This window comes from Actinomyces sp. HMT897 (assembly GCF_016626125.1).
GTDB lineage: Bacteria > Actinomycetota > Actinomycetes > Actinomycetales > Actinomycetaceae > Actinomyces.
On the sequence record NZ_CP067336.1, the window covers coordinates 867413 to 893614 of the forward strand.

Annotated in this window: 20 protein-coding genes and 1 pseudogene; 5 read left to right on the forward strand and 16 right to left on the reverse strand. The window is 67.9% G+C overall.

The window, feature by feature from the left end; translation table 11 throughout:
- Positions 1 to 451: 451 nt before the first annotated feature.
- From JJJ15_RS03545 to JJJ15_RS03555, 3 genes and pseudogenes are all read left to right on the forward strand, one after another.
- Positions 452 to 1507 carry an efflux RND transporter periplasmic adaptor subunit gene (locus tag JJJ15_RS03545; protein WP_200511472.1) on the forward strand — a complete coding sequence of 352 codons (1056 nt, stop codon included), beginning with the start codon at positions 452 to 454 and terminating at the stop codon, positions 1505 to 1507.
- Positions 1504 to 2280: pseudogene (locus tag JJJ15_RS12895) on the forward strand (ABC transporter ATP-binding protein); the annotation flags it as partial. The gene JJJ15_RS03545 and the pseudogene JJJ15_RS12895, both read left to right, overlap by 4 nt.
- A gap of 605 nt (positions 2281 to 2885) precedes the next feature.
- Positions 2886 to 4289 carry an ABC transporter permease gene (locus tag JJJ15_RS03555; protein WP_246742138.1) on the forward strand — a complete coding sequence of 468 codons (1404 nt, stop codon included), beginning with the start codon at positions 2886 to 2888 and terminating at the stop codon, positions 4287 to 4289.
- 37 nt (positions 4290 to 4326) lie between these two features.
- On the opposite strand, the gene JJJ15_RS03560 is transcribed toward JJJ15_RS03555, so the two are convergent.
- On the reverse strand, positions 4327 to 6063 hold the full coding sequence (locus JJJ15_RS03560) for a hypothetical protein (RefSeq protein WP_106109501.1): 1737 nt from the start codon (positions 6061 to 6063) through the stop codon (positions 4327 to 4329).
- 226 nt (positions 6064 to 6289) lie between these two features.
- Here JJJ15_RS03560 and rfbA point away from each other — a divergent pair, with 226 nt between their 5' ends.
- Together rfbA and JJJ15_RS03570 are read left to right on the forward strand one after the other, a co-directional pair.
- Positions 6290 to 7162, forward strand: coding sequence for a glucose-1-phosphate thymidylyltransferase RfbA (gene rfbA / locus JJJ15_RS03565; protein WP_106109502.1), 873 nt, complete (start codon positions 6290 to 6292; stop codon positions 7160 to 7162).
- A gap of 89 nt (positions 7163 to 7251) precedes the next feature.
- Positions 7252 to 8133 (forward strand): glycosyltransferase, encoded by an 882-nt coding sequence (locus tag JJJ15_RS03570; protein WP_106109503.1) that lies wholly within the window; start codon positions 7252 to 7254, stop codon positions 8131 to 8133.
- Positions 8134 to 8174: 41 nt separating this feature from the next.
- Here JJJ15_RS03570 and JJJ15_RS03575 read toward each other — a convergent pair whose 3' ends face one another.
- The 15 genes from JJJ15_RS03575 to JJJ15_RS03645 all read right to left on the reverse strand — a co-directional run bounded on the left by JJJ15_RS03575 (position 8175) and on the right by JJJ15_RS03645 (position 26111).
- Positions 8175 to 9263 (reverse strand): acyltransferase, encoded by a 1089-nt coding sequence (locus JJJ15_RS03575; protein ID WP_246742139.1) that lies wholly within the window; start codon positions 9261 to 9263, stop codon positions 8175 to 8177.
- A 95-nt stretch (positions 9264 to 9358) separates the two neighbouring features.
- A complete protein-coding gene (locus JJJ15_RS03580) occupies positions 9359 to 10591 on the reverse strand; it encodes a lipopolysaccharide biosynthesis protein (protein ID WP_200511474.1) in 1233 nt (410 codons plus the stop codon).
- A gap of 15 nt (positions 10592 to 10606) precedes the next feature.
- Complete coding sequence (locus tag JJJ15_RS03585; protein WP_106109506.1) at positions 10607 to 11482, reverse strand: LicD family protein; 876 nt, start codon at positions 11480 to 11482, stop codon at positions 10607 to 10609.
- 144 nt (positions 11483 to 11626) lie between these two features.
- Entirely contained in the window at positions 11627 to 12466 is an 840-nt protein-coding gene (locus JJJ15_RS03590; RefSeq protein WP_200511475.1) for an NAD(P)-dependent oxidoreductase, read from the reverse strand.
- Positions 12467 to 12512: 46 nt separating this feature from the next.
- Positions 12513 to 13943, reverse strand: a complete 1431-nt coding sequence (locus JJJ15_RS03595) for a bifunctional dTDP-4-dehydrorhamnose 3,5-epimerase family protein/NAD(P)-dependent oxidoreductase (protein ID WP_200511476.1) — start codon at positions 13941 to 13943, stop codon at positions 12513 to 12515.
- Positions 13944 to 14100: 157 nt separating this feature from the next.
- Complete coding sequence (locus JJJ15_RS03600; RefSeq protein WP_200511477.1) at positions 14101 to 14469, reverse strand: DUF2304 domain-containing protein; 369 nt, start codon at positions 14467 to 14469, stop codon at positions 14101 to 14103.
- Between the two features lie 15 nt (positions 14470 to 14484).
- Positions 14485 to 15225, reverse strand: a complete 741-nt coding sequence (locus tag JJJ15_RS03605) for a glycosyltransferase family 2 protein (protein ID WP_200511478.1) — start codon at positions 15223 to 15225, stop codon at positions 14485 to 14487.
- A gap of 26 nt (positions 15226 to 15251) precedes the next feature.
- Positions 15252 to 16154, reverse strand: a complete 903-nt coding sequence (locus JJJ15_RS03610; RefSeq protein WP_200511479.1) for a glycosyltransferase family 2 protein — start codon at positions 16152 to 16154, stop codon at positions 15252 to 15254.
- Entirely contained in the window at positions 16151 to 17743 is a 1593-nt protein-coding gene (locus JJJ15_RS03615; RefSeq protein WP_200511480.1) for a glycosyltransferase, read from the reverse strand. Before JJJ15_RS03615 ends, JJJ15_RS03610 begins: the two co-directional genes overlap by 4 nt.
- Positions 17744 to 17747: 4 nt before the next feature.
- A complete protein-coding gene (locus JJJ15_RS03620; protein ID WP_200511481.1) occupies positions 17748 to 18476 on the reverse strand; it encodes an ABC transporter ATP-binding protein in 729 nt (242 codons plus the stop codon).
- Positions 18477 to 19364: an ABC transporter permease gene (locus JJJ15_RS03625; RefSeq protein WP_200511482.1), complete on the reverse strand. Its 888-nt coding sequence runs from the start codon at positions 19362 to 19364 to the stop codon at positions 18477 to 18479.
- Positions 19361 to 20527: a UDP-galactopyranose mutase gene (gene glf, locus JJJ15_RS03630; RefSeq protein WP_106109515.1), complete on the reverse strand. Its 1167-nt coding sequence runs from the start codon at positions 20525 to 20527 to the stop codon at positions 19361 to 19363. The genes JJJ15_RS03625 and glf (JJJ15_RS03630) overlap by 4 nt, the downstream gene beginning before the upstream one ends.
- Positions 20528 to 20614: 87 nt before the next feature.
- Positions 20615 to 22633, reverse strand: coding sequence for a glycosyltransferase (locus JJJ15_RS03635; protein WP_200511483.1), 2019 nt, complete (start codon positions 22631 to 22633; stop codon positions 20615 to 20617).
- Positions 22630 to 23817, reverse strand: a complete 1188-nt coding sequence (gene glf, locus JJJ15_RS03640) for a UDP-galactopyranose mutase (RefSeq protein ID WP_106109517.1) — start codon at positions 23815 to 23817, stop codon at positions 22630 to 22632. Before glf (JJJ15_RS03640) ends, JJJ15_RS03635 begins: the two co-directional genes overlap by 4 nt.
- A 194-nt stretch (positions 23818 to 24011) precedes the next feature.
- Entirely contained in the window at positions 24012 to 26111 is a 2100-nt protein-coding gene (locus JJJ15_RS03645; protein ID WP_200511484.1) for an acyltransferase family protein, read from the reverse strand.
- Between the last annotated feature and the right edge of the window lie 91 nt (positions 26112 to 26202).

Sequence of the window (26202 nt, forward strand, 5' to 3'; positions counted from 1 at the left end):
GGAGGCAGGGCGGGCCCGGCGCCCGGGCCCGGCGATACGCACTCGCGCACACGGGGGACGTGTCGCCTCCCGCACCGAGAGCCTGGCCCGGCGGCACGCGCCCCCGCACACGGGGGACGTGCGTAGGTGGTGCACCCGCCTCGGGCCGTCCAAGGCAGTGCACCAGGTAGCACACCCCCTGAGAGCCGCCGAGCAGGCCGGCCCCGCCCCCGGTCAGGTCCCTACGGTGCGGGGGAACCTGGGTAGAGTGGGCGTCGTCCGGTCCGGCGTCGCCCCCGCCCGGCCCCCGGACCAGCCCCGGACCGGCCCTCTTGTGGGGTGCACCGCGCCCGGTTCCGTGAATCCTCCTCCGGGAGGAGGGACCGACTGGCAGCGGGGCACCTATCTCTTCGGGGGTACCGCCGCACCGGTCCCACGTCGGCGTCCGACCGTCCCTGCTGAGGAGCACGCAGTGAAGCGCTACGTCCTGCCCACGATCAAGATCCTCCTGACCCTGGTGATCGCCGTGGCACTGACCAAGATCGCCTTCTTCCCCAGCCAGGAGGAGGGCACGACGGCGGGCATCACCCCGGGATTCGAGGTCACCACCCAGACCACGCTGGCAAAGAAGGGTGATATCACCAACATTATCGAGGTCAAGGGCAAGATCGTCGAGGACGCCGCCGTGACAGCCCTCGCCACCCTCTCGGGCACCGTGGAGTCCCTGTCCGTGGACAAGGGCGGCTACGTCGAGGCGGGAGCGGCCCTGCTGACCATTAAGAAGGTCGAGAGGCAGGAGCCGGTCACCCGCACGGACGAGGACGGCAGGGTCACCACCACCGAGGTCCCGGACAAGGTCACCCGCGCCTCGGTCTACGCCCCGGTCTCCGGGACGGTCTCGTTCAACGTGATCAAGGACCAGGAGACGTCCGTGGGCATGACGGTGGCCTCCGTGACCCCGGGGACCTTCTCCGCCACGGGCACCATCACCGCCTCCCAGCAGTACCAGCTCGTCAACGCCCCCACCCAGGCCACCCTCACCATTGAGGGCGGGGCGGCGCCCTTCACCTGCGACAACCTGAGGATCGGCACCAAGCCCACCACCTCCACCACCACCAGCCAGGACGGCACCACCACCACGACCACCGGTGACGGCACCAGCGTGGAGGTGCGCTGCCCGGTGCCTGCGGACCAGAAGGTGTTCCCGGGCCTGACGGTCAGTATCGGCGTGGACGCCGGCAGCGCCACGGGGGCCCTGCTGGTGCCGGTCACCGCGGTGGAGGGCACCGTGCTCAGGGGCAACGTCTGGGTGGTCACCGACCCCGCCAAGCCCGACGCCGCCGAGAAGCGCGAGGTCACCCTGGGTATTACCGACGGCACCAACGTCCAGGTCACTGACGGCCTGTCCGAGGGTGACGAGATTCTCCTGTTCGTGCCCAACAAGGACACGGTTCGCACCGGCAAGCCCAACACCTGCGAGGCGGACATGTCGGTGTGCTACGACGACAACGGCAAGGAGATCCTGTGAGCCCCCTGCTGTCGCTGCGGGGGCTGACCCGTACCTTCCAGGTGCCGCACGCCCCTGACCTGCACATCCTCACCGGGGTGGACCTGGACGTAGAGCCCGGGGAGCACATTGCGATCGTGGGGCGCTCGGGCACCGGCAAGTCCACCCTGCTCAATATCCTGGGCCTGATCGACCAGCCGACGTCGGGCACCTACACCCTGGAGGACCAGGACGCCACCCGCCTGCCCGAGGGGCGCCGGGCCCGTCTGCGGGGAGCCACCTTCGGCTTCGTGTTCCAGTCCTTCAACCTCATTGAGGGCCTGAGCACCACCGAGAACGTGGCGGCCCCCCTGCTGTACGACACCGGCAGGTCCTTCTGGACCCGTACCGCCCGGGCAGGCGAGCTGCTCGACGCCGTCGGCCTGGGAGACAAGGTCGACTCACCGATCGGGCTCCTGTCCGGTGGCGAGCAGCAGCGGGTGGCCATCGCCCGGGCCATCGCCCGCCGGCCCCGGGTCATCCTGGCCGACGAGCCCACCGGGGCGCTGGACGTGGACACGGGTACCGCCGTCATGGAGCTCCTGGAGGCCCAGTGCGCCCAGAGGGGAGCGGCCCTGATCGTTATCACCCACGACCTGGCTGTCGCCGCACGCGCCTCCACCCAGTACCGCCTGGACCACGGCGTGCTCACCCCGGTCACGGTCACCCGGCACCGGGTGGGGACCCTGGAGGAGTTCGGCGAGGCGGTAGCCCCGTCCTCAGCCCCCGCGGCCGGCCCCTCGGCCGCCTCCAGCCCCTCGGCCCAGTCCGCCCCATCGGCCGGGTCCGGGCCTGTCCCGCCACGGGCGGCCCCGGCACAGGCCGTCAGGCCACAACTGGCTACGCCCCGGTCGGCCCCATCGGCCGGGTCGGCATCCTCGGCCCAGTCCGCCCCATCGGCAGCCCGGTCGGCACCACCAGCCGCACCACGACCGGCTGCCTCCAGCCCCTCGGCATCCTCGCCCCGGTCCGCCCCCGCAATGACGTCGGCGCCAGGAGACGGCCCCGCGCTCCGCAGCGGCCCCAGGCCCAGGAGCGGCCCCGGGCCCGCCCGCGCCCCCCGCCAGGTGCCCGCGACCAGCCGGACCCCCCTGGCCAGGCGCGTCCCCGCACGGCCCAGGCCTCCGGCCACCGTGGGGCCAGCGGCGCCAGCGGCCCCACCCCCGGCCACGCCGCCGACCCCGGGGTCGGCGGGGAGGCCTGTCACGCCCCTCTCAGCCCCGACTCCCGCTCCGGCCCCCACGCCCGTACCCAGGCCTGACACCAGCGCCCCGGCCTCGGGCGGGCCGCATCCCACCACCGACGGGCCGCATCCCACCACCCAGGATCTTCAGGACACCCAGAAGATTGGAGTCGTGCCGTGAAGGGCCTGAGCAACGTCAACAGAATCCTCACCGGACTGGTGGGCGCGGTCAGCGAGGCCTGGGCCCAGCTGCGGATCGGCAGGCTGCGGGTGCTCCTGTCCCTGGTCGGCGTGGCCGTGGCAGTGGCCGCCATGACCTTTGTCATCGCCCTGGGGCAGGTGACCGTCTCAGCCGTGAACAGGCTCAACGAGTCCTACACGGGACGCCCCGGGACCGTCAGCATCATAGTCTCCCCCACCGGCAAGGGGACGGACCCCTCGGGCGACGGCGACTCCTCGGGGTCGTCCTCCGGGTCAGCCCCCTCCGGGCCGGGCACCTCCCCGGGCACCTCCCCGGACGGCCCCGCGGGCGGTACGGGCGCACAGGCCGGCTCCCGCCCCGGGCTGGGCGCGGCGGACGTGGTACGGGCCCAGAGCTCCTTCGTCGAGCGCTACCAGGTCAAGGCCTGGGCCACCCACTACGACCAGAACCTGCGGGTCGCCTTCCCCAGCGGGGGACGCACCGTGCACACCCAGGTGGTGAGCCTCCAGTACGGCATCCTCCACCACACCGACGTGGCCCAGGGGCGCTGGTTCTCCGCCGAGGACGCCGACGACCTCTCCCCCTCCATTATCGTCTCCCAGGGCTTCCTGGAGCAGCTGGGCCTCAAGCGGCTCACCGGGCCGGTCCAGGTGCGCGCCTACGCCCCCACGCCCATGACCTACACGATCGTGGGGGTCCTCAAGCCCGAGAAGAGGGAGAGCTGCCAGACCTCCGGCCCCGACGAGACGCCCTGCGCGCAGCCGCTGACGGCCATGGTCCTCAATACGCCCTATGAGCGCATGCTGCCCACGAACGTGGAGCGGGCTACTCCCGTCCTGGAGATCTGGGCCGGTCAGGACGGTGCCGACCAGCGCGTCATCGAGCTGGCCAAGCAGGACTTCAACGCGGCCTTCGGAGCGGGGTCCACCCGGGCCGAGTCCAACGTGGACCAGGGCGCCACCACCTCGTCGTCCAGCACCTTCACCAAGGTGGTCACCATCGCGGGGGTGTGCGTCATGCTCATGGGGGCCCTGGGGCTGGTGAACATCTCCATGGTGACCGTGCGCCAGCGCATCCACGAGATCGGGGTGAGGCGGGCCTTCGGGGCCACCAGCAGACGCATCTTCTTCTCCATTATGCTGGAGTCGGTGGTGGCCACGGTCGTGGCCGGCGTGATCGGGATCGGGATCGCGATCGTGGGGATGCGCCTGGCCCCCCTGGAGACGATCCTCCGCCTCCCGGTCCCCACCCGGCCGCCGTTCCCCATGAGCGCGGCGCTCATCGGCCTGGCGGCGGCCACCGGCGTGGGGGCGCTGGCAGGCGCCGTCCCCGCCCTGGTGGCGGTGCGGATCCGTCCTATCGACGCCATCCGCTACTAAGAGAGGCGTCGGCAACGAGCCGAGCAGAAAGCCCGGCTCAGTCGTCAACGGCGATAATCTCCACCTTCTGGCCCGGGGCCCGGCAGCCCTCGACCCACAGACGCGCGTCAGTCCGCCGGCTCTTGCTGGTGTAGACGGTCGCGTCCTTCCCCCAGGCCTCGAACACGCCGCACACCCGCCCGTAGTAGTCCCTGGCCGAGGTGTAGGCGTAGATGCGCACCTCCTTGTCCGTGGGGGCGCTGAACTGGATCATGAACCTGTTGCGGTCCATATCGACCAGCAGCTCGGTCGAGGCCTTGTAGAACATGGCCGCCCCTCCCTGCTCCTTGTCGAACACCCGGGCAAACACGTCGTCCTCGTGGTTCATGACCTCCACCGGGGCGAATACCGCCCAGTTGACCGGGGTGTGGATGGGAGCGACCCAGGAACGCATTCCGTAGTTCTGCAGAGGCAGGCCGACGGCGCAGAGCACCAGCGCGAGGGCAGGCACGATCGTCGCGTGCCGCAACAACGAGCGAGGCCCGGAGCTCCTGTCCTGGGACGCCATCTCGCTAGCCAGCTCAACCGCCAGTATGCTGGCGGTGAACACGTTCACGAGGAGGAGGTACTTGTTGACGTAGTAGCCCATCCCGATCGTGTCCTCGGTGCGCTGGTTGAGGAGGTACACCACCCCGAGGAACGCCCCGCTGAAGACGAGGACTATGGCCAGGCTCCGCTCACGGCTCTGAGGCCGGGCCAGGACGAGCCACAGGCCGCAGAGCATATCGACCAGGATCGCCAGGAGGATAAAGGGCGGGTCCCCGATGTTCCCCCCGTTCGCCCCGAGGACCTCCCCGTACGAGGCGAGCGCCCGCAGGGGGTAGCCGACCGTGAAGGCCAGGAAGCCCAGTGCCGAGACGGTCAGGATGACAAGCTCCTTGCGCTCAGGCCTGCCGCCCTGCGCCCGCAGTGCCTTGCGCCAGCGGACGCCCATGAGAACGCAGAGGACGCCCGGGATAATAGCCACTGGCGGCCAGCACGCCAGAACGAGGGTCGTCGCGCACAGCTCCCAGGCCAGAGCGACACCGGCCCTCTCGTCCTCCGAGTCATAGAGGATCCAGGCGAGCCACAGGACCAGGTAGGTCATGACCACGTTAATGTGGCCGACAATGACCTCGGACCCCAGGACGACGCCGGTGAAGGGGATCCACCCCACGGCCACGACCGCGACCAGACGCCCCAGAGGACGCGCCCGCTGGGTACGTGACCACGTGTACGCGGCCCCCACCAGGCTGGCCAGGGCGCATATCAGGGCGACACTCACGGCGTTACCGGTCATCATGACGCGCAGCGGCGGGTATCCCTTACCGGGCCCGTAGAACAGCGAGGTCACGAGGTTGGCGAGGAACGCCGGGTTGTTGATGTCGTCGATACCGCCCGCCTGGTGGATACGCAGGGAGAGGATCGAGTTGAACACCATGTCCTCACGGGTAAAGTGGGGGGACATACCGTGGTAGCGCACCACATTGGCGATAATGTCGGCGGTGCCCACGACGGCAGAGCAACTCACCGTCGCGACCGCCGCCAGGCGCCTCCACCACCTTGCGCCGCCACGGCTCCCGCGCAGGGCCCTCACCAGATAGTAGGCCGAGATTCCCAGGGAGACCGCTCCGGCCCCTATGAGCACGGTCCCCGAGGAGGTCACCAGGAGCGGGAGAAGCAGGGACAGCCACATCAGGCAGAGCACCCACAGGGTCAGAGCCCTCGCCAGGACGACGTCAACACGTACCCGCATCCGTTACCCCTTCGCTCAGAGTCCCGACGCGGCCTGGATGAGGGCCCGCCGCACACGCCGAGATCATAGGGCATACCCGGCGCCCTGCCGAAACGGAGACGCCGCGCGCACCGGACCGGCTATGCGTTGCACCACATATAATATACTCCGGTGCGGCTTCCCGACGACGTCGCCGAGCACACCCGGCTACCGTGACAGGTGGCATCTTTTAGGACAGACTGGCACCATGCGAGGCATTATCCTGGCCGGCGGCTCCGGCACGCGACTCAACCCGATCACCCTGGGCACCTCCAAGCAGCTCGTACCCGTCTACGACAAGCCGATGATCTACTACCCGTTGAGTACCCTCATGCTCGCGGGCATCCAGAACGTGCTGATCATCACCACACCGCACGACGCCCCCAGCTTCCACCGGCTGCTCGGCGACGGCTCCCAGCTGGGGGTCAGCCTGTCCTACACCGTCCAGGAGGCCCCCGACGGCCTGGCCCAGGCCTTCGTCCTGGGCGCCGACTTCATCGGCTCCGACAGCGCGGCCCTGGTCCTGGGGGACAACATCTTCTACGGCCCCGGCATGGGGACCCAGCTGCGCCGCCACACCAGCCCCGAGGGCGGCGTCGTCTTCGCCTACCAGGTAGCCGACCCCAGCGCCTACGGCGTCGTGGAGTTCGACGCCGACCTCAAGGCCGTCTCCATCGAGGAGAAGCCCGCCTGCCCCAAGAGCGACTACGCCGTCCCCGGCCTGTACTTCTACGACAACGACGTCGTGGAGATCGCCAGGAACCTCAGGCCCAGCGCCCGCGGGGAGTACGAGATCACCGACGTCAACCGCACCTACCTGGAGGCCGGGCGCCTGAACGTGGAGGTCCTGCCGCGCGGCACCGCCTGGCTGGACACCGGGACCTTCGACTCCCTGGCCAACGCCACCAGCTTCGTACGCACCATCCAGCACCGCCAGGGGCTCAACATCGGCTGTCCCGAGGAGATCGCCTGGCGTATGGGCTTCATTGACGACGACGGCCTGCGCTCCCGCGCCGAGCCCCTGGTCAAGTCCGGCTACGGCCAGTACCTCCTGGACATCCTCGCCCGGGCCCGGCACTGAGGGGACCGGGCCCCGCGGGTAGCGGGCGCTGCGCCGTCCGCCTCGTGCACCCGGCGACCCACACCTACCACCAAGTAACAAGGACACCCATGATCGATATTATGATCCCCTTCTGGGGCGAGCCTCACTACCTGTACGAGACGGTCCAGGCGGTCCTGTGCCAGACCAGTAGGCACTGGCACCTGACCGTCGTCGACGACTGCTACCCCGACCCGCAGGTCCAGGAGTACTTCAAGGATCTCGCTCACCCCCAGGTGACCTATGTACGCAATGAGAAGAACCTCGGGATCACCGGGAACTACGCCCGCTGCATCGAGCTGGCCTCCGCGGACCTGGTCATGCTCCTAGGGTGCGACGACGTCCTCCTACCGGACTACGTGGCCCGGGTCCTGGCTGACCACAGGCACTTCCCCCAGGCGGACATTATCCAGCCCGGGGTGCAGGTCATTGACTCCTCAGGGACGGTCTCAGGCTCCCTGGCCGACACCGTCAAGCGCCTGACCATGCCACGGACCCGCTCCCCGCGCCTGCTGTCGGGCGAGGACCTGGCGGCCTCGCTGCTGCGCGCCGACTGGCTCTACTGGCCCTCGCTGACCTTCCGTCGTGAGGTGCTCACGCGGACCCCCTTCCGGCCGGGCTTCCCCATTATCCAGGACCTCGCCCTGGTCATTGACGTAGTCGTGGCGGGCGGCTGCCTGCTGCTGGACCCCTACACGTGCTTCGCCTACCGCCGTCACGAGGAGTCCGCCTCCTCCACGGCCCTGTTCGACGGACGCCGCTTCAGCGGTGAGCGCGCCTACTTCGCGCTGGCCGCGGACCTGGTGCGACGCAACGGCTGGTCCAGGGCGGCCCGGGCCGCCCGGTGGCACACGACCTCGCGCGCCCACGCGCTGGCCCTGCTGCCTACCGCGCTGCGCCGCAGGGACACGGACTCAGCACGGATGCTGGCCTCCCACGCCCTGGCCCGTTAGCCGCAGCTGACGCGCGTCGGCCGCGGACAGGCCGGCGCGCGTCAGCGGGCCGCCTGGCGCAGGTCCCCCCAGGGCCTGCGTCCGCGCGACCACCGCATGGCGGCCCGCTCCACCCCCAGCCAGCTGGCCGTGGCCAGGACGATGGTGACCGCCACCGCGACCACGAGCAGGAGAGCGAACCCGTGGCGGTGCAGGCCCAGCAGGACCAGGAACTGGATGACAGGGAAGTGGAAGATGTACACCCCGTAGGAGATGTCGTGGACCCTGGTCACCGCCGGAGAGGGCACGACAGCCCCCAGCCACAGCACCACGTAGGCGATCAGAGGGGAGGCCAGCTGCGGCCCGTAGTCGTTGGAGTACCTGATCAGGGCCACCGCCACTACGGCACAGACAAACGCTATCAGTGGCCGCATGGGAAGACGGTCGCGCAGCTTGTACACCACCGCCCCGCCCATGAAGTAGGGGAACATGAACGACAGCATGCTGAAGTCGTAGCTCTCGTCCACAAAACCGCCGATATAGCCGATCCCGGAGTGCACCCCCACGCTGAGGAGGAACAGCAGGACCGTGGGCCAGACCTTCTCCCGGGTTAGTTTCCAGGACAGGAAGACACCGATAATGATATAGCACCAGAACTCGTAGTACAGGCTCCACAGCGAGCCGTTCCACGCCTTGGGGTAGGGGATGTCGGCCAGCGTCGTGCCGATCTCGTAGGTCATGATCCTCAGCAGAATGTTGCCGTACACGTAGTAACCGGGGGTGACGGGGGTGCTGAAGTAGCCGCGCAGGCTCCCTGTCTCAATGACCTGGGCGATGGGGGCCAGGAAGAAGGCCACGAAGACCAGGGCGAGCAGGAACCCGGGGAAGATCCGGGTGACCCGGTTGAGCAGGTAGCGTCCGGCGTCGGAGCGCTCCCTGGACCCGGTAATGAGGAACCCCGAGATCGCGAAGAACCCCACGACGGCCCAGCTGCCAATGTGCTGCCCCTGCCACTTGATCCCGTCCCCCACCCCGGTAAGGATCTCGGCGTGGGAGTACAGCACCATAAAGGCCAGCAGGAGCCGGATCAGGTTGAGGGAGTTGTCGCGCAACCCCAGGTCACGTGCAGCGAACAAACGGGAGAGTTCCACACGCGGCAGCCTAGTACAGGCGCCTCCGCCGCCTCCGCCGCCAGCCTGTGTTCCTTCGCACCATGACCGACGGGCGGGCCCGGGCGGGCCCCGTCCTACCTCCTGGTGACGGTGCGGTACAGGACCACGGCGAACACGGCCACCAGCACGGACATGGCCGCCGTGTAGGCGACCGAGGCGCCCAGCAGGGAGCCCTGGGGCACGAGCACCACGCAGAGCAGGGTGATGGCCCCGGCAGCCAGGACGTACCCCGCAAAGACGAGGTTCTGCAGGCGCACCGTCGTCAGGGCGTAGTAGAGGACCACGCTGGCGGCGTTCATGGCCCCGCCAGCCACGAGCACCATGAGCTCAACCGAGAAGGCGGACACGTCCTTGCCGAACACCAGGCCCAGGATCGGTACGCCGGCGACGTAGGTGACCAGGCCGACGACCACGAAGGCGCCGGCGGTGGCGAGCAGCCCCCGGTTGACCACCGCCCGGAACCCGGGGCGGTCGCCCTGGACCCACAAACCCGCCATTCGCGTCAGCAGGGGGCGGAAGATGACCAGGGACATGAGGTTAATGGTGACGGCGGGCATGAACAGGATCGCGAAGTAGCCCTGCTGGGTGGGGTCCAGGTAGCGGTCGATGGCGAACCTAGGGGCGTTGGACAGGTACATGGATATAAAGGAGGCCAGGAACAGAGGCAGGCAGGCCAGGAGCACCTGCCCGACGCGCCGGGGGTCCCAGGTGGGCCGGAGCGGGAACAGCCCGCGGGACGGCGGCAGGTAGACGCCCACCATGACGACCAGGGAGACCACCAGGGACACGACGGTGGACACCAGGAGGTTGCCGGTGGCCACGAGCATGCCGGAGAAGGACGCGGTCGTGCTCAGGGCGCGCCAGAAGCAGGCCCGGCCCCCCAGGTCCAGGCGCCCGACCCGCTGGAGCTCACACACGTAGACGTCCTCAAAGGCGTCGAACACACGCAGGCTGGCCACCAGCACAATGAGGAGGAGGTCGCTGCCGCCGTCCCCTGACACCATGGCGTAGCCGACAATACCCACCAGCATGAGGGCCACGGTGACAATGCGGGTGGCCAGGTAGGTGCCGAAGGTGAACCGGTGGCGCAGGTCGGTGACGTGGTAGGTCCTGACCTCGTACATGCCCAGGGTCTGGAACTGCTGGCCCACGGCAATGGCCAGGGAGTAGACGCCGGCCGCCCGGATCCCCGCCGTGCGGGTGACCACCAGGAGCATGACCACGGTCGCCAGGGACGTCATGAGGGACGCCGCCGTGTTCCACAGGTAGTCGCGCCCGATCTGGGAGCGTTCACTCGTGCCAGGCATGCACGTGGCCCCTCCTCAGGAGCCGGTGGTCTCGTAGGGGCCGAAGTCGATGACGCACGGCTTGTGGTTACGCCGCTGCTCCTCCGGAGGCAGCTGCATGTAGTCCCCGTAGGAGCGGCGCAGCAGCTTGTCGTAGTTGCGTGCCAGCTTGACCGTAATGTCCTCGAAGGGAACCTCCAGGGCCGGGTAGAGGTCGTCCGTGGTCACCGCCCAGTTCCACGGGTCCCGCATGGAGAAGTCCGCCATCCTCCGGGTGGGGGTGTCCTCGTAGCGTCGGGCGGCCCGGTCCCACCGCGCCTGCAGGGTCCGGGGGGTGACCCGCAGCAGCCTCATAGCCCAGTGGGCGGCGGAGGTGGCGGTGTGGATGGCGACCCGCCTCAGGCCCTTAATGCCGATCAGGTAGGGCGTGGGCGTGCCCTGGACGTAGAGGAGCCTGCCCCACAGCCAGGTGCTGCGGCTCATGGAGCGGGCCGCGCGGGAGTCGTCGGGGACGTTGTCCACGGGCAGGACGTCGAGCGAGATCGGCATCCGGTACTTGGAGTCCCTGCCGAACTCCGGTACCAGGAGCGTTCCCTTGAGCCCGAGCTTGGTGAACATGAAGGGGAAGTCCGGACGTGTGCGCGTGTTGTCGATCTGGTACCCCTCCGGCAGCGCATCAGGCGCCTCCTTGAGGAACCGCTCGTAGTCCGCCCGTGTCATGAGGACGTCCACGTCGTCGTCCCACGGGATGAATCCGTGGTGGCGCACGGCACCGATCGCGGTGCCGCCGTAGACGACGTAGGGGATGTCGAGGCGGCGGCAGGTGTCGTCAAAGTCCGCCAGCATCTTGAGGAGCAGGGCCTGTATACGGTGCAGCAGCTCCGGGTCTGTCAGCGCCTCGTCGGAAGCCATACCAGAACTCCTATCCGTCGCACGGGACCGGTCACGCCACTGTGGCGGACCGGGGATGATTGTGCCACAACGGCGGGCCCGGCAGGACCTGTTCCCGGTGCGCGTCCGGCAGGACGCCGCCGCGGCAGGCGGGTGGTACGGGGATCAGCCTACGGAGTCAAGGATCCTGGTGATCTTTGACACGTCACCCCAGACGCCGGGCGAGTCATAGGGGCGGTCCGGGAAGGCGCCGTACTCCAGCGTGATGTCCAGGTCGTTGTCCTTAATGTACTGCTCCACCCGCTCCGCCAGCGTCACGGGCCGGCCCGAGCAGGCGTTGATAATGCCGTCGACGTCCTCCTGGCTCACCACCGCGGCTATCTGGTCGGCGAGGTCCTGCACGGAGATGAAGTCGTACCGGTTCTTGCCGGAGGTGAAGGGGAAGGTCCTGCGGCCCTCGGTGGCGGCGGACAGGAGCTTGGAGAAGATCGAGCTGCCGAACGCGTCGTCCCCCACGATGTAGTAGGCCCGGATCCACTGGGCGACACCGCCGTGCGCGGCGGCGGACAGGAGGGTGGCCTGGCGCAGGGCGTTCTTGGCGATGCCGTACAGGGAGGCGGGGCGGCAGGGGGTGTCCTCGTCGATAGCGCCCTCCCAGTAGCCGACCTCGTGCATGGTGCCCATGACGGCGAGCTGGTGCAGGCCGGACGCGTAGAGGTCCTCAATGAGGTGGTAGTGCCTGGCCAGGTCGTCCAGGTGCGCCGTCGAGGCGTGCTTGAAGCCGTCACGCCACGCCAGGTGCAGGACGACGTCGGGGCGGCCCATGCGCTCGTACACGTCCGGGGCCCCGGAGAAGATGTCCACGTCCAGCCTCTCGGCCCTGGCGTCCACACCGTCCAGGCGCGGGTCCACCGCCCCGACCGAGAACCCCCGGTCCAGGAGGGAGCGGACCACGTGACGTCCAATGTATCCACCGGCACCGGTGACAACGGCGGTCTTGTGCATGCGGGTAATCCTATGCCCAAGTCGTGCCAGCAGCCAGGAGGGCCGGCTACAGCCCGGCCACGTAGGCCTCCAGGCGCTCCATGGAGTTGCCGGGGGTGAAGCCGGTGGCCTCGATCCTGCCCAGGTCCAGGGTGGAGACCAGGGGACGGGGGGCGACGCCCTCCTGCCCGGCGTAGTACTCCTCGGTGGTGACCGGGGTGACCAGGTCCGGGGCGTGGCCGGTGAGCTCGTAGACGCGCCTGGCGACGTCGTACCAGGAGACCACGGGCCCCTGGCCGGAGAGGTTGTAGGTGCCGTAGGGCGCGCCGGTGGCCAGCAGGTGGATAATGCCCGCCGCCAGGTCCGTGGTGAAGGTCAGGCGGCCGGTCTGGTCGGCCACGACCCTGGGCGCGGCACCGCGCCTGGCCAGGGAGGCCATGGTCCGCACGAAGTTCCTGCCCTCTCCCACCACCCAGGACGTGCGCACCAGGTAGTGGTGGGGGGCCGCCTGGACGGCGGCGTCGCCCCCGGCCTTGGACTGGCCGTAGACGCCCAGGGGGCTGGGGGGCTCGTCCTCGGTGTGGATCCCGGCGGTGCCGTCGAAGGTGTACTCACTGGAGACGTGCACCAGGGTGAGGTCGTGGACGGCCGCCGCGCGGGCCAGGTTGGCCGGCCCGGTGGCGTTGGCCCTCCAGGCGGTCCGGCGTCCCTGGGGGGTCTCGGCCCCGTCGACGTCGGTCCAGGCGGCCGCGTTGACGACGACGTCGTAGCGGCCCCAGTCCAGCGCGTCCACGGCGGCGGCGTCGGAGATGTCGAGCTCGGGCAGGTCCACGCCGGTGGGGTGGTAGCCCGCCGCCGGCAGCTGGGCCATGAGCTCGCGTCCCAGCTGGCCGTTGGCCCCGGTGACCAGTACGCGCCTGCCCACGAGGCCCTCGGCGGGGGCGGCCGGGAAGGGGGTGACGTCCTCCATGCGCGGGTGGGCCCTGTCCTTGTCGGAGAGGATCGCCTGCTCCAGGGGGATGGGCCAGGGCACGGACACCGTCTCGTCGGCCAGGTTGAGGAAGGTGTACCGGGCCCGCGGCGACCAGTGGGCGTTGACCAGGTAGGTGTAGGCCGTGCCCGGCTCCAGGGTCTGGTAGGCGTTGCCCACGCCCTTGGGCACGTAGACCGCCACCGAGGGGTCGATCTCACAGGTGTAGACGGTGCCGAAGCTGGGGCCCTCGCGCAGGTCCACCCAGGCCCCGAAGACCCGGCCGGTGGCCACCGAGACGAACTTGTCCCAGGGCTCGGCGTGGATACCCCGGGTCACCCCCACCTCGTCGTTGAAGGAGATATTGTTCTGCACCGGGCCGAAGTCCGGCAGGCCCAGGGCCACCATCTTCTCCCGCTGCCAGTTCTCCTTGAACCACCCCCGGTTGTCCCCGTGGAGGGTCAGGTCGATCCTCAGGAAGCCGGGGATCGGCGTGGTGTGGATGCCCAGGGGCCTGGTCTCAGTCATTGGACCGCCTCACTCCTTGTCTTTATGGTTCGCATGAACCTGCCCACACCCTCCTGCCACGACACGGCTCGACCGGGAAGGCAGATCGGGTTTCGCCGGCAGGAGAGCATAGCATGTCATGACGGTCAACGCCCCTGACGGCCCGCTCCCCCGCCCTCTAGGACGCCTTGTCCTGCAACTCCTTGTCCTGCAGCTCCGCGACCTGGGCCCTGAGGATAGCGATCTCCTCGGTCAGCCGACGGCGCTCCTCGTCGCTCCGGGAGAGATCGATACTGAACCGCAGCGAGAGCATGAGCATGACGATGCTGGCCAGGAAGAACAGCAGGTTCAACGACACCTGGAAACCGAGGAAGTCGGCGATCGCATCGAGCGACGGAGGGTAGACGGAAAACGTGATCACCGACAGCGCGATGACGATCCACCACGTCGCGTAGCGCTCCTTCATGCCCTGGTTGCGCATGCGCATGAATATGGAGACGAGGACGATCGCCCCGAACACCAGGCCAAAAATATACGTCGTCTGCATTCCGGTCCCCTCCTGTCAGGACTGCGTGACGTCGACGGACGTCTTGGGGCGGGTCAGGGCCACTCCCAGCGCGAGGAAGGCCCGGACGAGGAAACGTGCGGCCTTCAGCGGGCTGTGGGAGGGCTCCCCGCCCGCCCGGGCCCTCATCGCCACCGGCTGCTGGCGGACCCTGAGGCCGTGGCGCGCCGCGACGACAAGCGCCTCGACGGTGTCCCCCAGGTACTCTGCGGGGTACTCGTAGGAGAAGAGCTCGATCGCCCGGCGGTTGGCCAGCTTAAAACCTGACGTGGTGTCCGTCAGGCGGGTCCCGCACACGTGGGAGAGAATGAAGGAGAGCATCTTCATGGCCCACTGACGGGGACCGTGGACAGCGTACTCGCCCTTACCGGCAAATCGTGCGCCGATCACCACGTCGGCGGACTCCCGGCGGGCGCACTCCAGCAGTGACTGGATCTCCGCGGGGTCGTGCTGGCCGTCAGCGTCGAGCTGCACGGTGTACTCGTAGCCCATACGACGGGCGTACAGGTACCCGGCACGCATAGCACCACCGACACCCAGGTTAATGGGCAGGTCAAGCACCATGACACCGGCGCCCCTGGCGATCTGGGCGGTCGCGTCCGTCGAGCCGTCAGACACGACGAGGACGTCCGCGAACGCCCCGACGGATCCGGTGACCTCCTGGAGCACCCCTGCGATGACGGCGGCCTCGTTCCAGGCAGGCATAATCACCAGTACGTTGTGGTGAGATGGACTCATACACTTCTCCTCGGTGCTACCGGCGCCTATGAGCGCAGGTAACGTCTCTTGGGGTGGAAGAACAGTCCGCGGCAGGCCGCTCGCAGCAGTCGCAGACGCAGGGGCACCGGGACGCCGGAGCCCCTCATCTGCCCGATGACGTTCTCTGCCAGGACGACGGCGATGTGGGGCCTGCGCAGCGACCACGCGGCGGAGACCTGGTTACGCATGCCGTACTCGAACTTCCAGATGTTGTCAGCGGTGACGTCCCCCCAGTTCACTCCGCGGTTGCTCGCCAGGAGGTGGGTGACCCGGGATTCGGGGACGAATACCCCCGGGCTCCACTTCGACAGGCGCAGAGTGTACTCGGCGTCGTCGTACCAGATAAAGTACTCCCTGTAGGGTAGCCCCACTGACCTGACGGCCTCACGCGAGACCAGGCACGAGACGAACGAGCAGGACTGCACGTCCAGCCACGTCCCCCCGGCCGCCAGGGGACGTGACCAGTCCCAGGTCGGCTCCGGGTTGTTCATCTCGCAGAGGCTGCCGTCCGACCACAGCACCTGAGAGCAGGCGAAGGAAGGCGCCTTACCCCGCATGCCGGTGGAGCGGGCGTAGGCCTCTACGAGCTTCTCCAGGGCGTCAGGGTGCGGGAGGGTGTCGTCGTCCATGAGCCAGAACATGTCGGCCCCGCCTGCGGCAGCGGCCTCGATACCCCGGGTGAACCCGCCCGCCCCGCCGGTGTTGACCCTCGCGGTTATGACCGACGCCGGGCGCTTCCACCTCCGGGAGGCCAGGTACTCAGACGTGCCGTCCGTTGAGGCGTTGTCGATGACGTAGACGCGCCCTACGGGGTAGGTCTGGGACTCGAGGGCGTCCAGTACCCTCTCAAGGAGCTCAAGACGGTTATAGGTGACGACGACCGCGGCCACCTCGGGTTGTCCGTTCACGGGGACACCAGCTTCTGGTAGTGGTGGGAAAAGAACGAGCTAGCCGACTCCGCGCGCTCGACCTCGCTCACCTTGCGGTGCTGCTCGGCCAGGAGCCGGGCCCGCAGGGAGGGGTGTCGTGCGAGCCGGTTCAGCAGGCGGACGGCCTCGGCCATAAAGGCGACGGGCTGCGCCGGGAGCAGGGCCTCCTGGGCGACGACGGAGTCCTGGGAGCCGACGTCGGCTGACACCACGAGCACGCCCACGGCGTCGGCCTCGAGCGCGGTCAGAGTCAGCCCCTCGTTCTCGGAGGGGACAAGCAGCACGTCAACGTCCTGCAGGAGGTCCTCCGCCGGCCCCCACCGCCGGTACTCTATCGTGTCCCCGAGCCGCAGCCTCCGGCTGTCCTTGAGGATCGTCCCCTCGAGCTCACCGGCGCCCTGCATAATGAACGCAAAACGTCCCGGGAGGCCCCGTGAGAGCACCGCCGCGACGCGCTGGAAAAGATAGGGGCGCTTCTGCACCGAGAAACGGCCCAGGAAGCCGACGCGCACAGGGGCGCCCGCTACCGGCCGCCGGGCCCGGGCCCGACCAGGTGCCCCGACCTGTGTCAGGGGCCGGTAGACGACCTTGTGCCGAGGTACACCCGCCTGACGGTAGAGGCGGAGGAGCTGGGGGGAGATGACGTGGTGCAGGTCGATCATGCCGTCAGCGGCGACGGACATCCCCACGAAACCACCACCGCGGTACTCCACCACGTGGGTGGAGTCCTCCACCCTGGTGCCGGGGTAGAGGGCGCGGACAAGGGGGAGCGCCCGGTAAGCCAGGAGTGAGTGGTGGATGTGGATATCGGTGACCTGGTGCCTGTCCATGAGGGCCATGGCGAGACGGGGGAACTCCGAGACCGGGACGGCGTTACCCGCGCTGTAGACGTGGGGGGTCAGGCTCAGGGCCTGGTCCAGAAGGCGTTGCGGCGCGGCGCGGTCGGTGGTGATGACCAGGTTGAAGCCGGCCCGCGCCGCAAGCCTGGCCTGGGCCCAGGCCCACGACTCGGCACCTCCCTCCTCGGCCCAGTGCATGGCCACCCACATGGTCCGCTGTCCCGCGCCAGGACCGGCCCCGGTGGTGGCGCTGCTCCAGGAGCCAGCTCGTAGATCCAGGCGACGGCGGTGGTTGCACCACTGGCGGTAGGTGTCCAGGCCCAGCGGGAGGTGGCGGTACAAGCGCCCGTAGGCCCCGGAGGCCAGCCGCATCCAGGTGGTGTCCTGCGGCCCTATGGCGAACGGTGCTGACCCGTCCAGTACGCCCGGGCCGGGGAGGGTCAGGTGCCCGGCGGACAGGCCCCGGCCGTCCCCGACCAGGACGACTCCTTCATGGCCGGCTCCCCGGGTCTGGGCCACGTAGGTCATTGGCTGGCGGTCACAGACGTGAAGCTCCGCGGACAGTGTCTGGTCAGCGCCCCTGAGCAGCAGGAGCGGGCGCAGGGCGGAGGCGACCCAGGCCGCCCCCAGGCGGTCGATAACCGCCCTCACCCTGGGCGTCACCGACATTGAGACGGTCTCCGTCCCCAGCAGGTCGGACACCTGGGCGGCGAACAGCTCGGCATCCATGCGCCTACGCCTCCCTGAGGACGCTGACCGCCTTCTCAGCGGTATCGTCCACGACCAGCTTGCCCTGCTGGAGCATAATGCCCCTGGTGCAGAGCTCCCTGACCATGTTGAGGTCGTGGCTCACAATGACCAGGGAGCGACCCATCTCCTGCATCTGACGTATACGGTCCAGGCACTTTCGCTGGAACGGTTCGTCCCCGACGGCAAGGATCTCGTCAATGAGGAAGATGTCCGGGTCGGTGTGGACCGCTACCGAGAACGCCAGGCGCAGGAACATGCCGGAGGAGTAGAACCTGACCTCCGTGTCGATGAACTGCTCGATCTCGGAGAACCGCACGATGTCGTCGAACGCGTCCTCGATCTCCGTTCGGCTCATTCCCAGGATGGCCCCGTTAAGGAACACGTTCTCCCGTCCCGTCAGGTCGGGGTGGAACCCGGCACCCACCTCGATCAGGCCCGCCATCCTGCCGCGGACACCGATCTTCCCGGCGGTGGGCTGCATGACCCCGGAGATCAGCTTGAGCATGGTGGACTTCCCCGAGCCGTTGTAACCGATGAGGGCGATCGAGTCCCCCTCGTTGACCCGGAACGAGACGTCATCCAGGGCCCGGAACTCGTGGGTGAGCTGGTTACGCCTGCCCCGCAGGGTCCACACCAGACGGTCCTTGAGCGTGTGGGTGTTCTGGATACGGAACTCCTTGATGACGGAGTCGACCCTGATGATCTCTGACATCTATAGCTCCTGGGCGAACTGGGAGTCAAGCTTACGGAACACTGTCTCACCAAGGAGGAGCACCAGGCAGGACGTCACCAGGGCGAGCAGCACCCACCTCGTCATGCCAGGCATCACGGCGGACACCACGACCCCGCCCGTGCCGTCGAGAGTCGCCTCCCAGAAGCCGTAGTGGAACAGCTCGACGGCGATCGTGAGCGGGTTAAGCTGGTAGACGTACCACAGGGCGCCGCCCCACACCTGCCCCAGCGCCTTGTACACCATGCTCCAGGTGTACAGGACCGGGGACAGCCAGGTCGCCATCATGAGGATGAGGTCGACAAAGTTCTCAGAGTCCCGGTAGAACACGTTGACCGCCCCGGTGAGCAGCCCCAGGCCGAGGGCGAAGAAGGTCACGATCACAAAGCCCACGAGGATCGCGGCGACGCTGGTCAGCGAGGGCCACCACCCCATGTACAGGGCGCCCACGAGAAGGGTGGCCACCTGGGGCAGGAAGTGCACGAGGGCTACCAGCATGGAGGAGACCGGGAAGAGCTCACGAGGCAGGTAGATCTTCTTCACGAGGGGGGCGTTGCCGACGACGGAGCGCGTGGCGTTCCCGAATATCTCACTGAAATAGTTGATGAGAATGACGCCGGAGAACATGTAGATGACGTAGTTCGGCACCTGGTCGTTCATCCGCATGAACACGCCGATGGCATAGTAGAAGACCAGGAACTGCGTAGCGGGCTTGGCGTAGCTCCACAGCATACCGAAGACCGAGCCCCGGTAACGGGCCCGAAGCTCCTTGTGCACGATCAGCGACGTCAGGTAGGGCTGCTTAATAACCTCGAAGAGACCGGAGGAACGGCCCGGCGTCACAAACTCCTGGTCGGCGATCGAACTCACTTGACGGTGCCTTTGTGGAAGTGTGGTGTGATGGTGTTGTCGAACATGTTCAGGGCAGCGGCGATCGCCATGTGCATGTCAAGGTACTGGTAGGTCCCCAGCCGGCCGCCGAAGTACACGCCCGGCTCCGCCTCGGCCCTGGCACGGTAGGCCAGCAGCCGCTCACGGTCCCGCGGCGTGTTCACCGGGTAGTACGGCTCGTCACCCTCCCCGGCGAAACGCGAGTACTCCTTCATAATGACCGTCCGGTCACCAGGGTAGTCACGCTCCGGGTGGAAGTGCCGAGGCTCAATGATACGCGTGTACCCCACGTCAGCGTCAGCGTAGTTCATCACGCTCGTACCCTGGAAGTCACCCGTGTCCGGGTACTCCCGCACCAGGTCGATCGTCCGCCACCCCAGCACCCCCTCACAGAAGTCGAAGTACCGGTCCACCGCCCCGGTGTACACCACCGGCACCCGCCCCCGCAGCGCGTCCCGGCTCAGCGGCTGCGACCCGTCCAGGAAGTCCACCCCCGTACGCACCTCGATCAGCGGGCTGTCCGCCATCCGCTCCAGCCAGGCCGTGTAACCGTCCACCGGCAGCCCCTCGTACCGGTCACTGAAGTACCGGTTGTCGTACGTGTACCGCACCGGCAGCCGCGAGATCACCGACGCCGGCAGATCCCGCGGATCCGTCTGCCACTGCTTACCCGTGTACCCCTTGATGAACGCCTCGTACAACGGCCGCCCGATCAGGCTGACCCCCTTGTCGTCCAGGTTCCCCGGATCCCTGCCGGCCAGCTCACCCGCCTGCTCCGCCACCAACCGACGCGCCTCGTCAGGAGAGTACGCCGCACCAAAGAACTGGTTGATCGTCCCCAGGTTGATCGGCATCGGGTACACCACCCCACCATGCACCGTGTACACACGGTGCACGTACGACGTGAACGACGTGAACCTGTTCACGTACTCCCACACCCGCTCGTTAGACGTGTGGAACAGGTGCGCACCATACCGGTGCACCTCGATACCGGTAACCGGGTCAGCCTCCGAGTACGCGTTACCACCAATATGATCACGCCGCTCAACAACAAGAACCCTCAGACCAAGCCCATTAGCACACCGCTCAGCCACCGTCAACCCGAACAAACCCGAGCCAACAACCACGACATCATAACTCACCACAAGATCCTTCCCTCAACCAACAGTCTAACCCAGACGGCCCTGCCGGGCCGGGGGCGGGGTCGCCCCCGGCCCGGCAGGCCTAAGTCACCGAGACTTCCGAGAGCCGTCCTTCACGGCGGTCTTCTTCCCCTTCACGGCGGCCTTCCTGGGCTTGGAGCCAGCAGGGACGATACCGAAGGTCCGGATCCACGCCTGGGGCCCCACGACCTCGTCGAGCTGCCTGCGATAGCTGCCCTGGAGAGCGTCCCACTCCTGGCGCAGGCGCCTGTGCAGGACGACCGAGCGGGCCAGCAGGTCACGGAACCGGACGGGATCACGGTGGTACCAGGAGGCACCCGAGCCGTCGGAGTTGGACACCACGGCGGAGTCGAACTGGGAGAGCACCCACCAGCGGGCGTCGGTCCACGGGACGCGCGCCTCCGGGTGGGCCAGGGAGGACTCCCTGACCGGCAGCGCCTGCTTGATGGTGCCCTTGACCGCCATGGTGAGGCGGCCGACGATGGTCTTGGGGTAGCCACGGTTCTCGCCCTTGGGGGGCAGGTTCTGACGCCGGACCATGGGGAAGGCGTCGGGATCCCTCTCCACCGTCGCGTCATCGAAGCCCGAGCGCAGAGCCCGCACCTCCGGCACGATCGTCGAGATCCCGGCTTGAAGGTGGCCGGGGCCGCTGAGGACGTCCTCAATGGCCTTCAGACGCAGTTCCGCGACTGAGTACTGAGAGGACAGCAGGTGCTTGATCTGGTCGTACATCGACTCCTTAATGAACCGCCCGCCGTACTTGTACTGGGAGTGGAGCAGGGTCGCCACCAGCCGGTTGCGCTCGTGGAAGTAGGCCTGCCAGTCCAGGGAGTCGTCCTTGTCGGTCCACGGCACGTGCCAGACAGCGGCCCCGGGGAAGGAGACCGTGGGCACGCCAGCCTCGCTGGCCCGCAGACCGTACTCGGAGTCGTCCCACTTAATGAAGAAGGGCAGGCTGAGGCCGATCCGGCGGACGACGGAGGTCGGGATGAGGCACATCCACCAGCCGTTGTAGTCGGCCTCGGCACGCTGATGCAGCCAGGGTGTGGTACGCAGCGGCGCCTTGGACAGGTCGTGGTCGTGCTCGGTGCCCCTGGACGCCTCCCACCAGAAGCGCCAGGGCTGGATGTGCTCGGCGTAGGCATGGAGCATGGTGCGCTCATACATGGAGAACATGTGCCCGCCCACGATCGTCGGCACACGTGTGAGGTCCGCGAAGGTGGTCGCCCGCACAATGCCCTCCGGGTCGATACGCACGTCGTCGTCCAGGAGCAGGACGTAGTCGGCCCCGTCCTCCAGGGCCTCGTACATGCCACGCGAGAAGCCGCCCGAGCCACCGAGGTTGGCCTGGTCCACGACACGCAGGTGCTCGCCCAGGGACTGCTGAGCGTCCGGGAAAAGCGGGTCGTCCTTGACCTTCCGGTCCCCCTGGTCCACGACGACGACCTCGCGAAGCACACTCGGCAGGGTCTTGGAGGCGCCTAGCTGGGTGAGCACGGTGGCGCAGTCGTGCGGGCGGTTAAAGGTGGTGATCCCGATAGTGGTGCGTCCGGAGGGCGTCTCCTGGGGAACCTCGGTCTCCCAGTGGGCGGCCTCCACGACGGCGTCGGCGGAGTCGGCCACGACGTCGAACCAGTACCAGCCCCCGTCACCGAAGGTGTCCAGCGGCAGCTTGAAGGCCAGCTCCTCGGCCTGGGCGCCAATGCGGGAGCTGGCCACACGGTGAGCAGAGCCCCGGGCATTGGACTTGTAGACAATGACGGACCCGGATCCCCGGACCTGAACCTTCAGCGTGACCTCAGTCACTATGGTCCAGCGACGCCAGTACGCCGCCGGGAAGGCGTTGAAGTAGGTACCAAAGGACGACCGAGTCTGGGAGGGAATCCGGTAACTGTACCGAGAGATAATCTGACCGCCGCTCTGGCGCGCGGTCTCGGCCATGCCGGTGGGAAGGTCGCTGTCCTGCTTGTCGGTAGGGGGCGGGGCCACCGAGAGAATCTCGCCTTCAGCGTACAGCGGCAGAATGTCGTCGTCACTGTCAGCGGGCAGGACAAAACGCTGGAGGACTCGCGTCGTGGTGCTCATGCCTTGGTTCCTTCTCCGTTCAGGGAGGTGCCTTTGTGGAAGTGTGGTGTGATGGTGTTGTCGAACATGTTCAGGGCAGCGGCGATCGCCATGTGCATGTCAAGGTACTGGTAGGTCCCCAGCCGGCCGCCGAAGTACACGCCCGGCTCCGCCTCGGCCCTGGCACGGTAGGCCAGCAGCCGCTCACGGTCCCGCGGCGTGTTCACCGGGTAGTACGGCTCGTCACCCTCCCCGGCGAAACGCGAGTACTCCTTCATAATGACCGTCCGGTCACCAGGGTAGTCACGCTCCGGGTGGAAGTGCCGAGGCTCAATGATACGCGTGTACCCCACGTCAGCGTCAGCGTAGTTCATCACGCTCGTACCCTGGAAGTCACCCGTGTCCGGGTACTCCCGCACCAGGTCGATCGTCCGCCACCCCAGCACCCCCTCACAGAAGTCGAAGTACCGGTCCACCGCCCCGGTGTACACCACCGGCACCCGCCCCCGCAGCGCGTCCCGGCTCAGCGGCTGCGACCCGTCCAGGAAGTCCACCCCCGTACGCACCTCGATCAGCGGGCTGTCCGCCATCCGCTCCAGCCAGGCCGTGTAACCGTCCACCGGCAGCCCCTCGTACCGGTCACTGAAGTACCGGTTGTCGTACGTGTACCGCACCGGCAGCCGCGAGATCACCGACGCCGGCAGATCCCGCGGATCCGTCTGCCACTGCTTACCCGTGTACCCCTTGATGAACGCCTCGTACAACGGCCGCCCGATCAGGCTGACCCCCTTGTCGTCCAGGTTCCCCGGATCCCTGCCGGCCAGCTCACCCGCCTGCTCCGCCACCAACCGACGCGCCTCGTCAGGAGAGTACGCCGCACCAAAGAACTGGTTGATCGTCCCCAGGTTGATCGGCATCGGGTACACCACCCCACCATGCACCGTGTACACACGGTGCACGTACGACGTGAACGACGTGAACCTGTTCACGTACTCCCACACCCGCTCGTTAGACGTGTGGAACAGGTGCGCACCATACCGGTGCACCTCGATACCGGTAACCGGGTCAGCCTCCGAGTACGCGTTACCACCAATATGATCACGCCGCTCAACAACAAGAACCCTCAGACCAAGCCCATTAGCACACCGCTCAGCCACCGTCAACCCGAACAAACCCGAGCCAACAACCACGACATCATAACTCACCACAAGATCCTTCCCTCAACCAACAGTCTAACCCAGGTTCCACCACGTCAGAGCCGCGACGAGCCCGCGCAGCCCCGCCAGCCCCCTCCCCGCGGCAGTGGTTATCGTCACCTTTTGGTGCGCGACGAGCCTCCGGGCACCGTCGGCCCCACCTGTGCCGCCACTCCGCCCCGGCCACCAGTACGTGCGCCATCTTATGTCTGCCGTTTGATCCCGGCGTCGAGCTGGTCCACAAGTTTCATGGCGTAGGCCCGCTGGACATGGTTGTAGTCGTAGTAGACCTGGAGGCCCCCGACCGCCGCGTAGCACCGGGTCTCGTCGCAGAAGGCGTCGGTCAGGTCCACGAGGGTGACCCGAGGATCCCCCAGCGCCCTCACCGCCGTGCTCATGGGGGAGTCCGGGAGCGCCTCGGAACGCGGGCGGGCGCACACCTCCGGGTTGCTGGCGTTAGCGGTCACGCACTCAGCCGGCCGGACGGCGTCGTTGAGGGGCGTGTCCGCGACGACCACCACCCGCGTACCATTGGCCGCCCACCGGGACCACGTGGCCCCCAGGGCGTCGGAGTACATCTCGCCCTGGCTGCGTCCTGTCCCGTCGTCGACGTGCTCCCCGATGGCGTACGTGGAGTACACGACGACGTCCGGCGCCTGGGCCAGGACGTACTCGTCGACGGCCGCCTGGGACTTGCTGCACTCTGCCTCGGCCTTGGGATCCCCGATGGACAGGGGGAGGTGGGCGATAGGGCACCCGCCCTTGAGGCTCAGGCGCATGCGCCAGCCGTTACGCTTGGCGACGGCGTCAAGGGTGCCCTCCCACTGCTGGGCGTGGGAGTCCCCAATGAGCATGACCGTGTAAGGCTTCTGCCCGGCCGGGGTGTAGTCGCACTCGTAGACGGACGGCATACCGTTGTCCTGGGCGTCGGAGAGCCACACGCACCCGGGGATCTCCCGGAAGTACTCGGCGTCCTGCCCCAGGACGGTCGATACCAGGGGGTCGTTGACGTGGTCGCGGCACTCGGTCCTGAGCAGGGCAGCCGGGCCGGAGCACTCCTGGTCGAGAAAGTCCCGCTGTGCCGCGGCGGCGGACGCAATAGACCTGTGGGCCCAGACCACCGAGCCGGCGCACAGGCCCAGGACCACGGACATGGCACCGGCCGTCACGGCGAAGGTACGACGTACACCCCATTTCACCCGCTGTCCCGGCTCCTCGACCCACCTCTTGGTCAGGACCGCCAGGAAGGTCGTCGCCACCAGGATCATGAGCTTCTCAGGAAGCAGGACGGAACGTCCCAGCAGATGAGGGAGCAGGATAATGAACGGCCAGTGCCACAGGTACATCGAGTACGAGGCGTCGCCCAGGAGGCGCACCACCCTGAGGTCCGTCAGGAGACGCAGTCCCGGCACCGCCCCGGAGCAACCAGCGGCAATGACTGACGCCGTTGACACCACCGGCAGGACCGCCCACCACCCTGGGAAGGGCTTCGCCGGGTCCACGACGAACCCGCTGACCACCAGTCCCGCCCAGGCGGCCACGGCCAGCACGAACGCGGTCGCGCCGCCGAGCACCCGGGAGATCCAGGGAGACAAAACCGCGAGGAAACCTCCGGTCATAAACTCCCAGAAACGCACCGGGGTAAAGAAGTACGCCTGCCTCGGGCTGAACCCGGTAAACCACAGGGAGAACCCGAAGGACACCAGGACGATCACGACCGACCCGAGCACGAGGAACCTGCGGAACGCATCCCCACCCCCCTGGGCGTACCGGCGTCGGCCAAACAGGTGACGTAGGGCCAGCAGGACGGCAGGCCACACCAGGTAGAACTGCTCCTCGACCGACAGCGACCAGTAGTGCTGGGCCACGGTGGCAGCCTGCCCCTGGGCGTGGTAGTCCACCGACTGCGCCGTCAGCCAGAGGTTCTGCACGTAGCCGACGGAGGCGGCCAGCTCGGTGAAGTTGCGCCCCCACAGGTCCCAGGGCATGAGCAGGACGACACCAGCCGCCGAGACGAGGATGACCAGGTAGGCGGCAGGCAGGAGACGCCGCACACGTCGGGCGTAGAAGCGCCCCAGGCTAATGCTGCCGGTGGCGTCGAGCTCACGCAGGAGGTGGGAGGTAATGAGAAAGCCGGAGATGACAAAGAAGATGTCGACCCCCACGAAGCCGCCCTTGAGCCGTGAGGGCCACAGGTGGACGCCGACGACCATGAGCACCGCCAGCGCGCGTAGGGCCTGGATGTCCCCCCGGAGGGTCTTCCTCGGGCGTGCCGCACCCAGCGAACGGGTACCGTGCCTCACGTTCCTCCTCGTTCCTCAGCCTCTGCTGCCACCCCGGACCCTGGCCGTGAGGTGGCGTCCGCCTTATGCAGCCGGCCACCGCCTGGACGTG

Excerpts from the sequence above, each read along its gene's own strand:
- JJJ15_RS03600 (WP_200511477.1), bottom strand. The coding sequence starts at position 14,469 with ATGCAGACGACGTATATTTTTGGCCTGGTGTTCGGGGCGATCGTCCTC.
- JJJ15_RS03580 (WP_200511474.1), bottom strand. The coding sequence starts at position 10,591 with ATGCCTGGCACGAGTGAACGCTCCCAGATCGGGCGCGACTACCTGTGG.
- JJJ15_RS03615 (WP_200511480.1), bottom strand. The coding sequence starts at position 17,743 with ATGGATGCCGAGCTGTTCGCCGCCCAGGTGTCCGACCTGCTGGGGACG.
- JJJ15_RS03570 (WP_106109503.1), top strand. The coding sequence starts at position 7,252 with ATGATCGATATTATGATCCCCTTCTGGGGCGAGCCTCACTACCTGTAC.
- JJJ15_RS03590 (WP_200511475.1), bottom strand. The coding sequence starts at position 12,466 with ATGCACAAGACCGCCGTTGTCACCGGTGCCGGTGGATACATTGGACGT.
- JJJ15_RS03595 (WP_200511476.1), bottom strand. The coding sequence starts at position 13,943 with ATGACTGAGACCAGGCCCCTGGGCATCCACACCACGCCGATCCCCGGC.
- rfbA (WP_106109502.1), top strand. The coding sequence starts at position 6,290 with ATGCGAGGCATTATCCTGGCCGGCGGCTCCGGCACGCGACTCAACCCG.
- JJJ15_RS03585 (WP_106109506.1), bottom strand. The coding sequence starts at position 11,482 with ATGGCTTCCGACGAGGCGCTGACAGACCCGGAGCTGCTGCACCGTATA.
- JJJ15_RS03635 (WP_200511483.1), bottom strand. The coding sequence starts at position 22,633 with ATGAGCACCACGACGCGAGTCCTCCAGCGTTTTGTCCTGCCCGCTGAC.
- JJJ15_RS03620 (WP_200511481.1), bottom strand. The coding sequence starts at position 18,476 with ATGTCAGAGATCATCAGGGTCGACTCCGTCATCAAGGAGTTCCGTATC.
- JJJ15_RS03605 (WP_200511478.1), bottom strand. The coding sequence starts at position 15,225 with ATGAGTCCATCTCACCACAACGTACTGGTGATTATGCCTGCCTGGAAC.
- JJJ15_RS03560 (WP_106109501.1), bottom strand. The coding sequence starts at position 6,063 with ATGCGGGTACGTGTTGACGTCGTCCTGGCGAGGGCTCTGACCCTGTGG.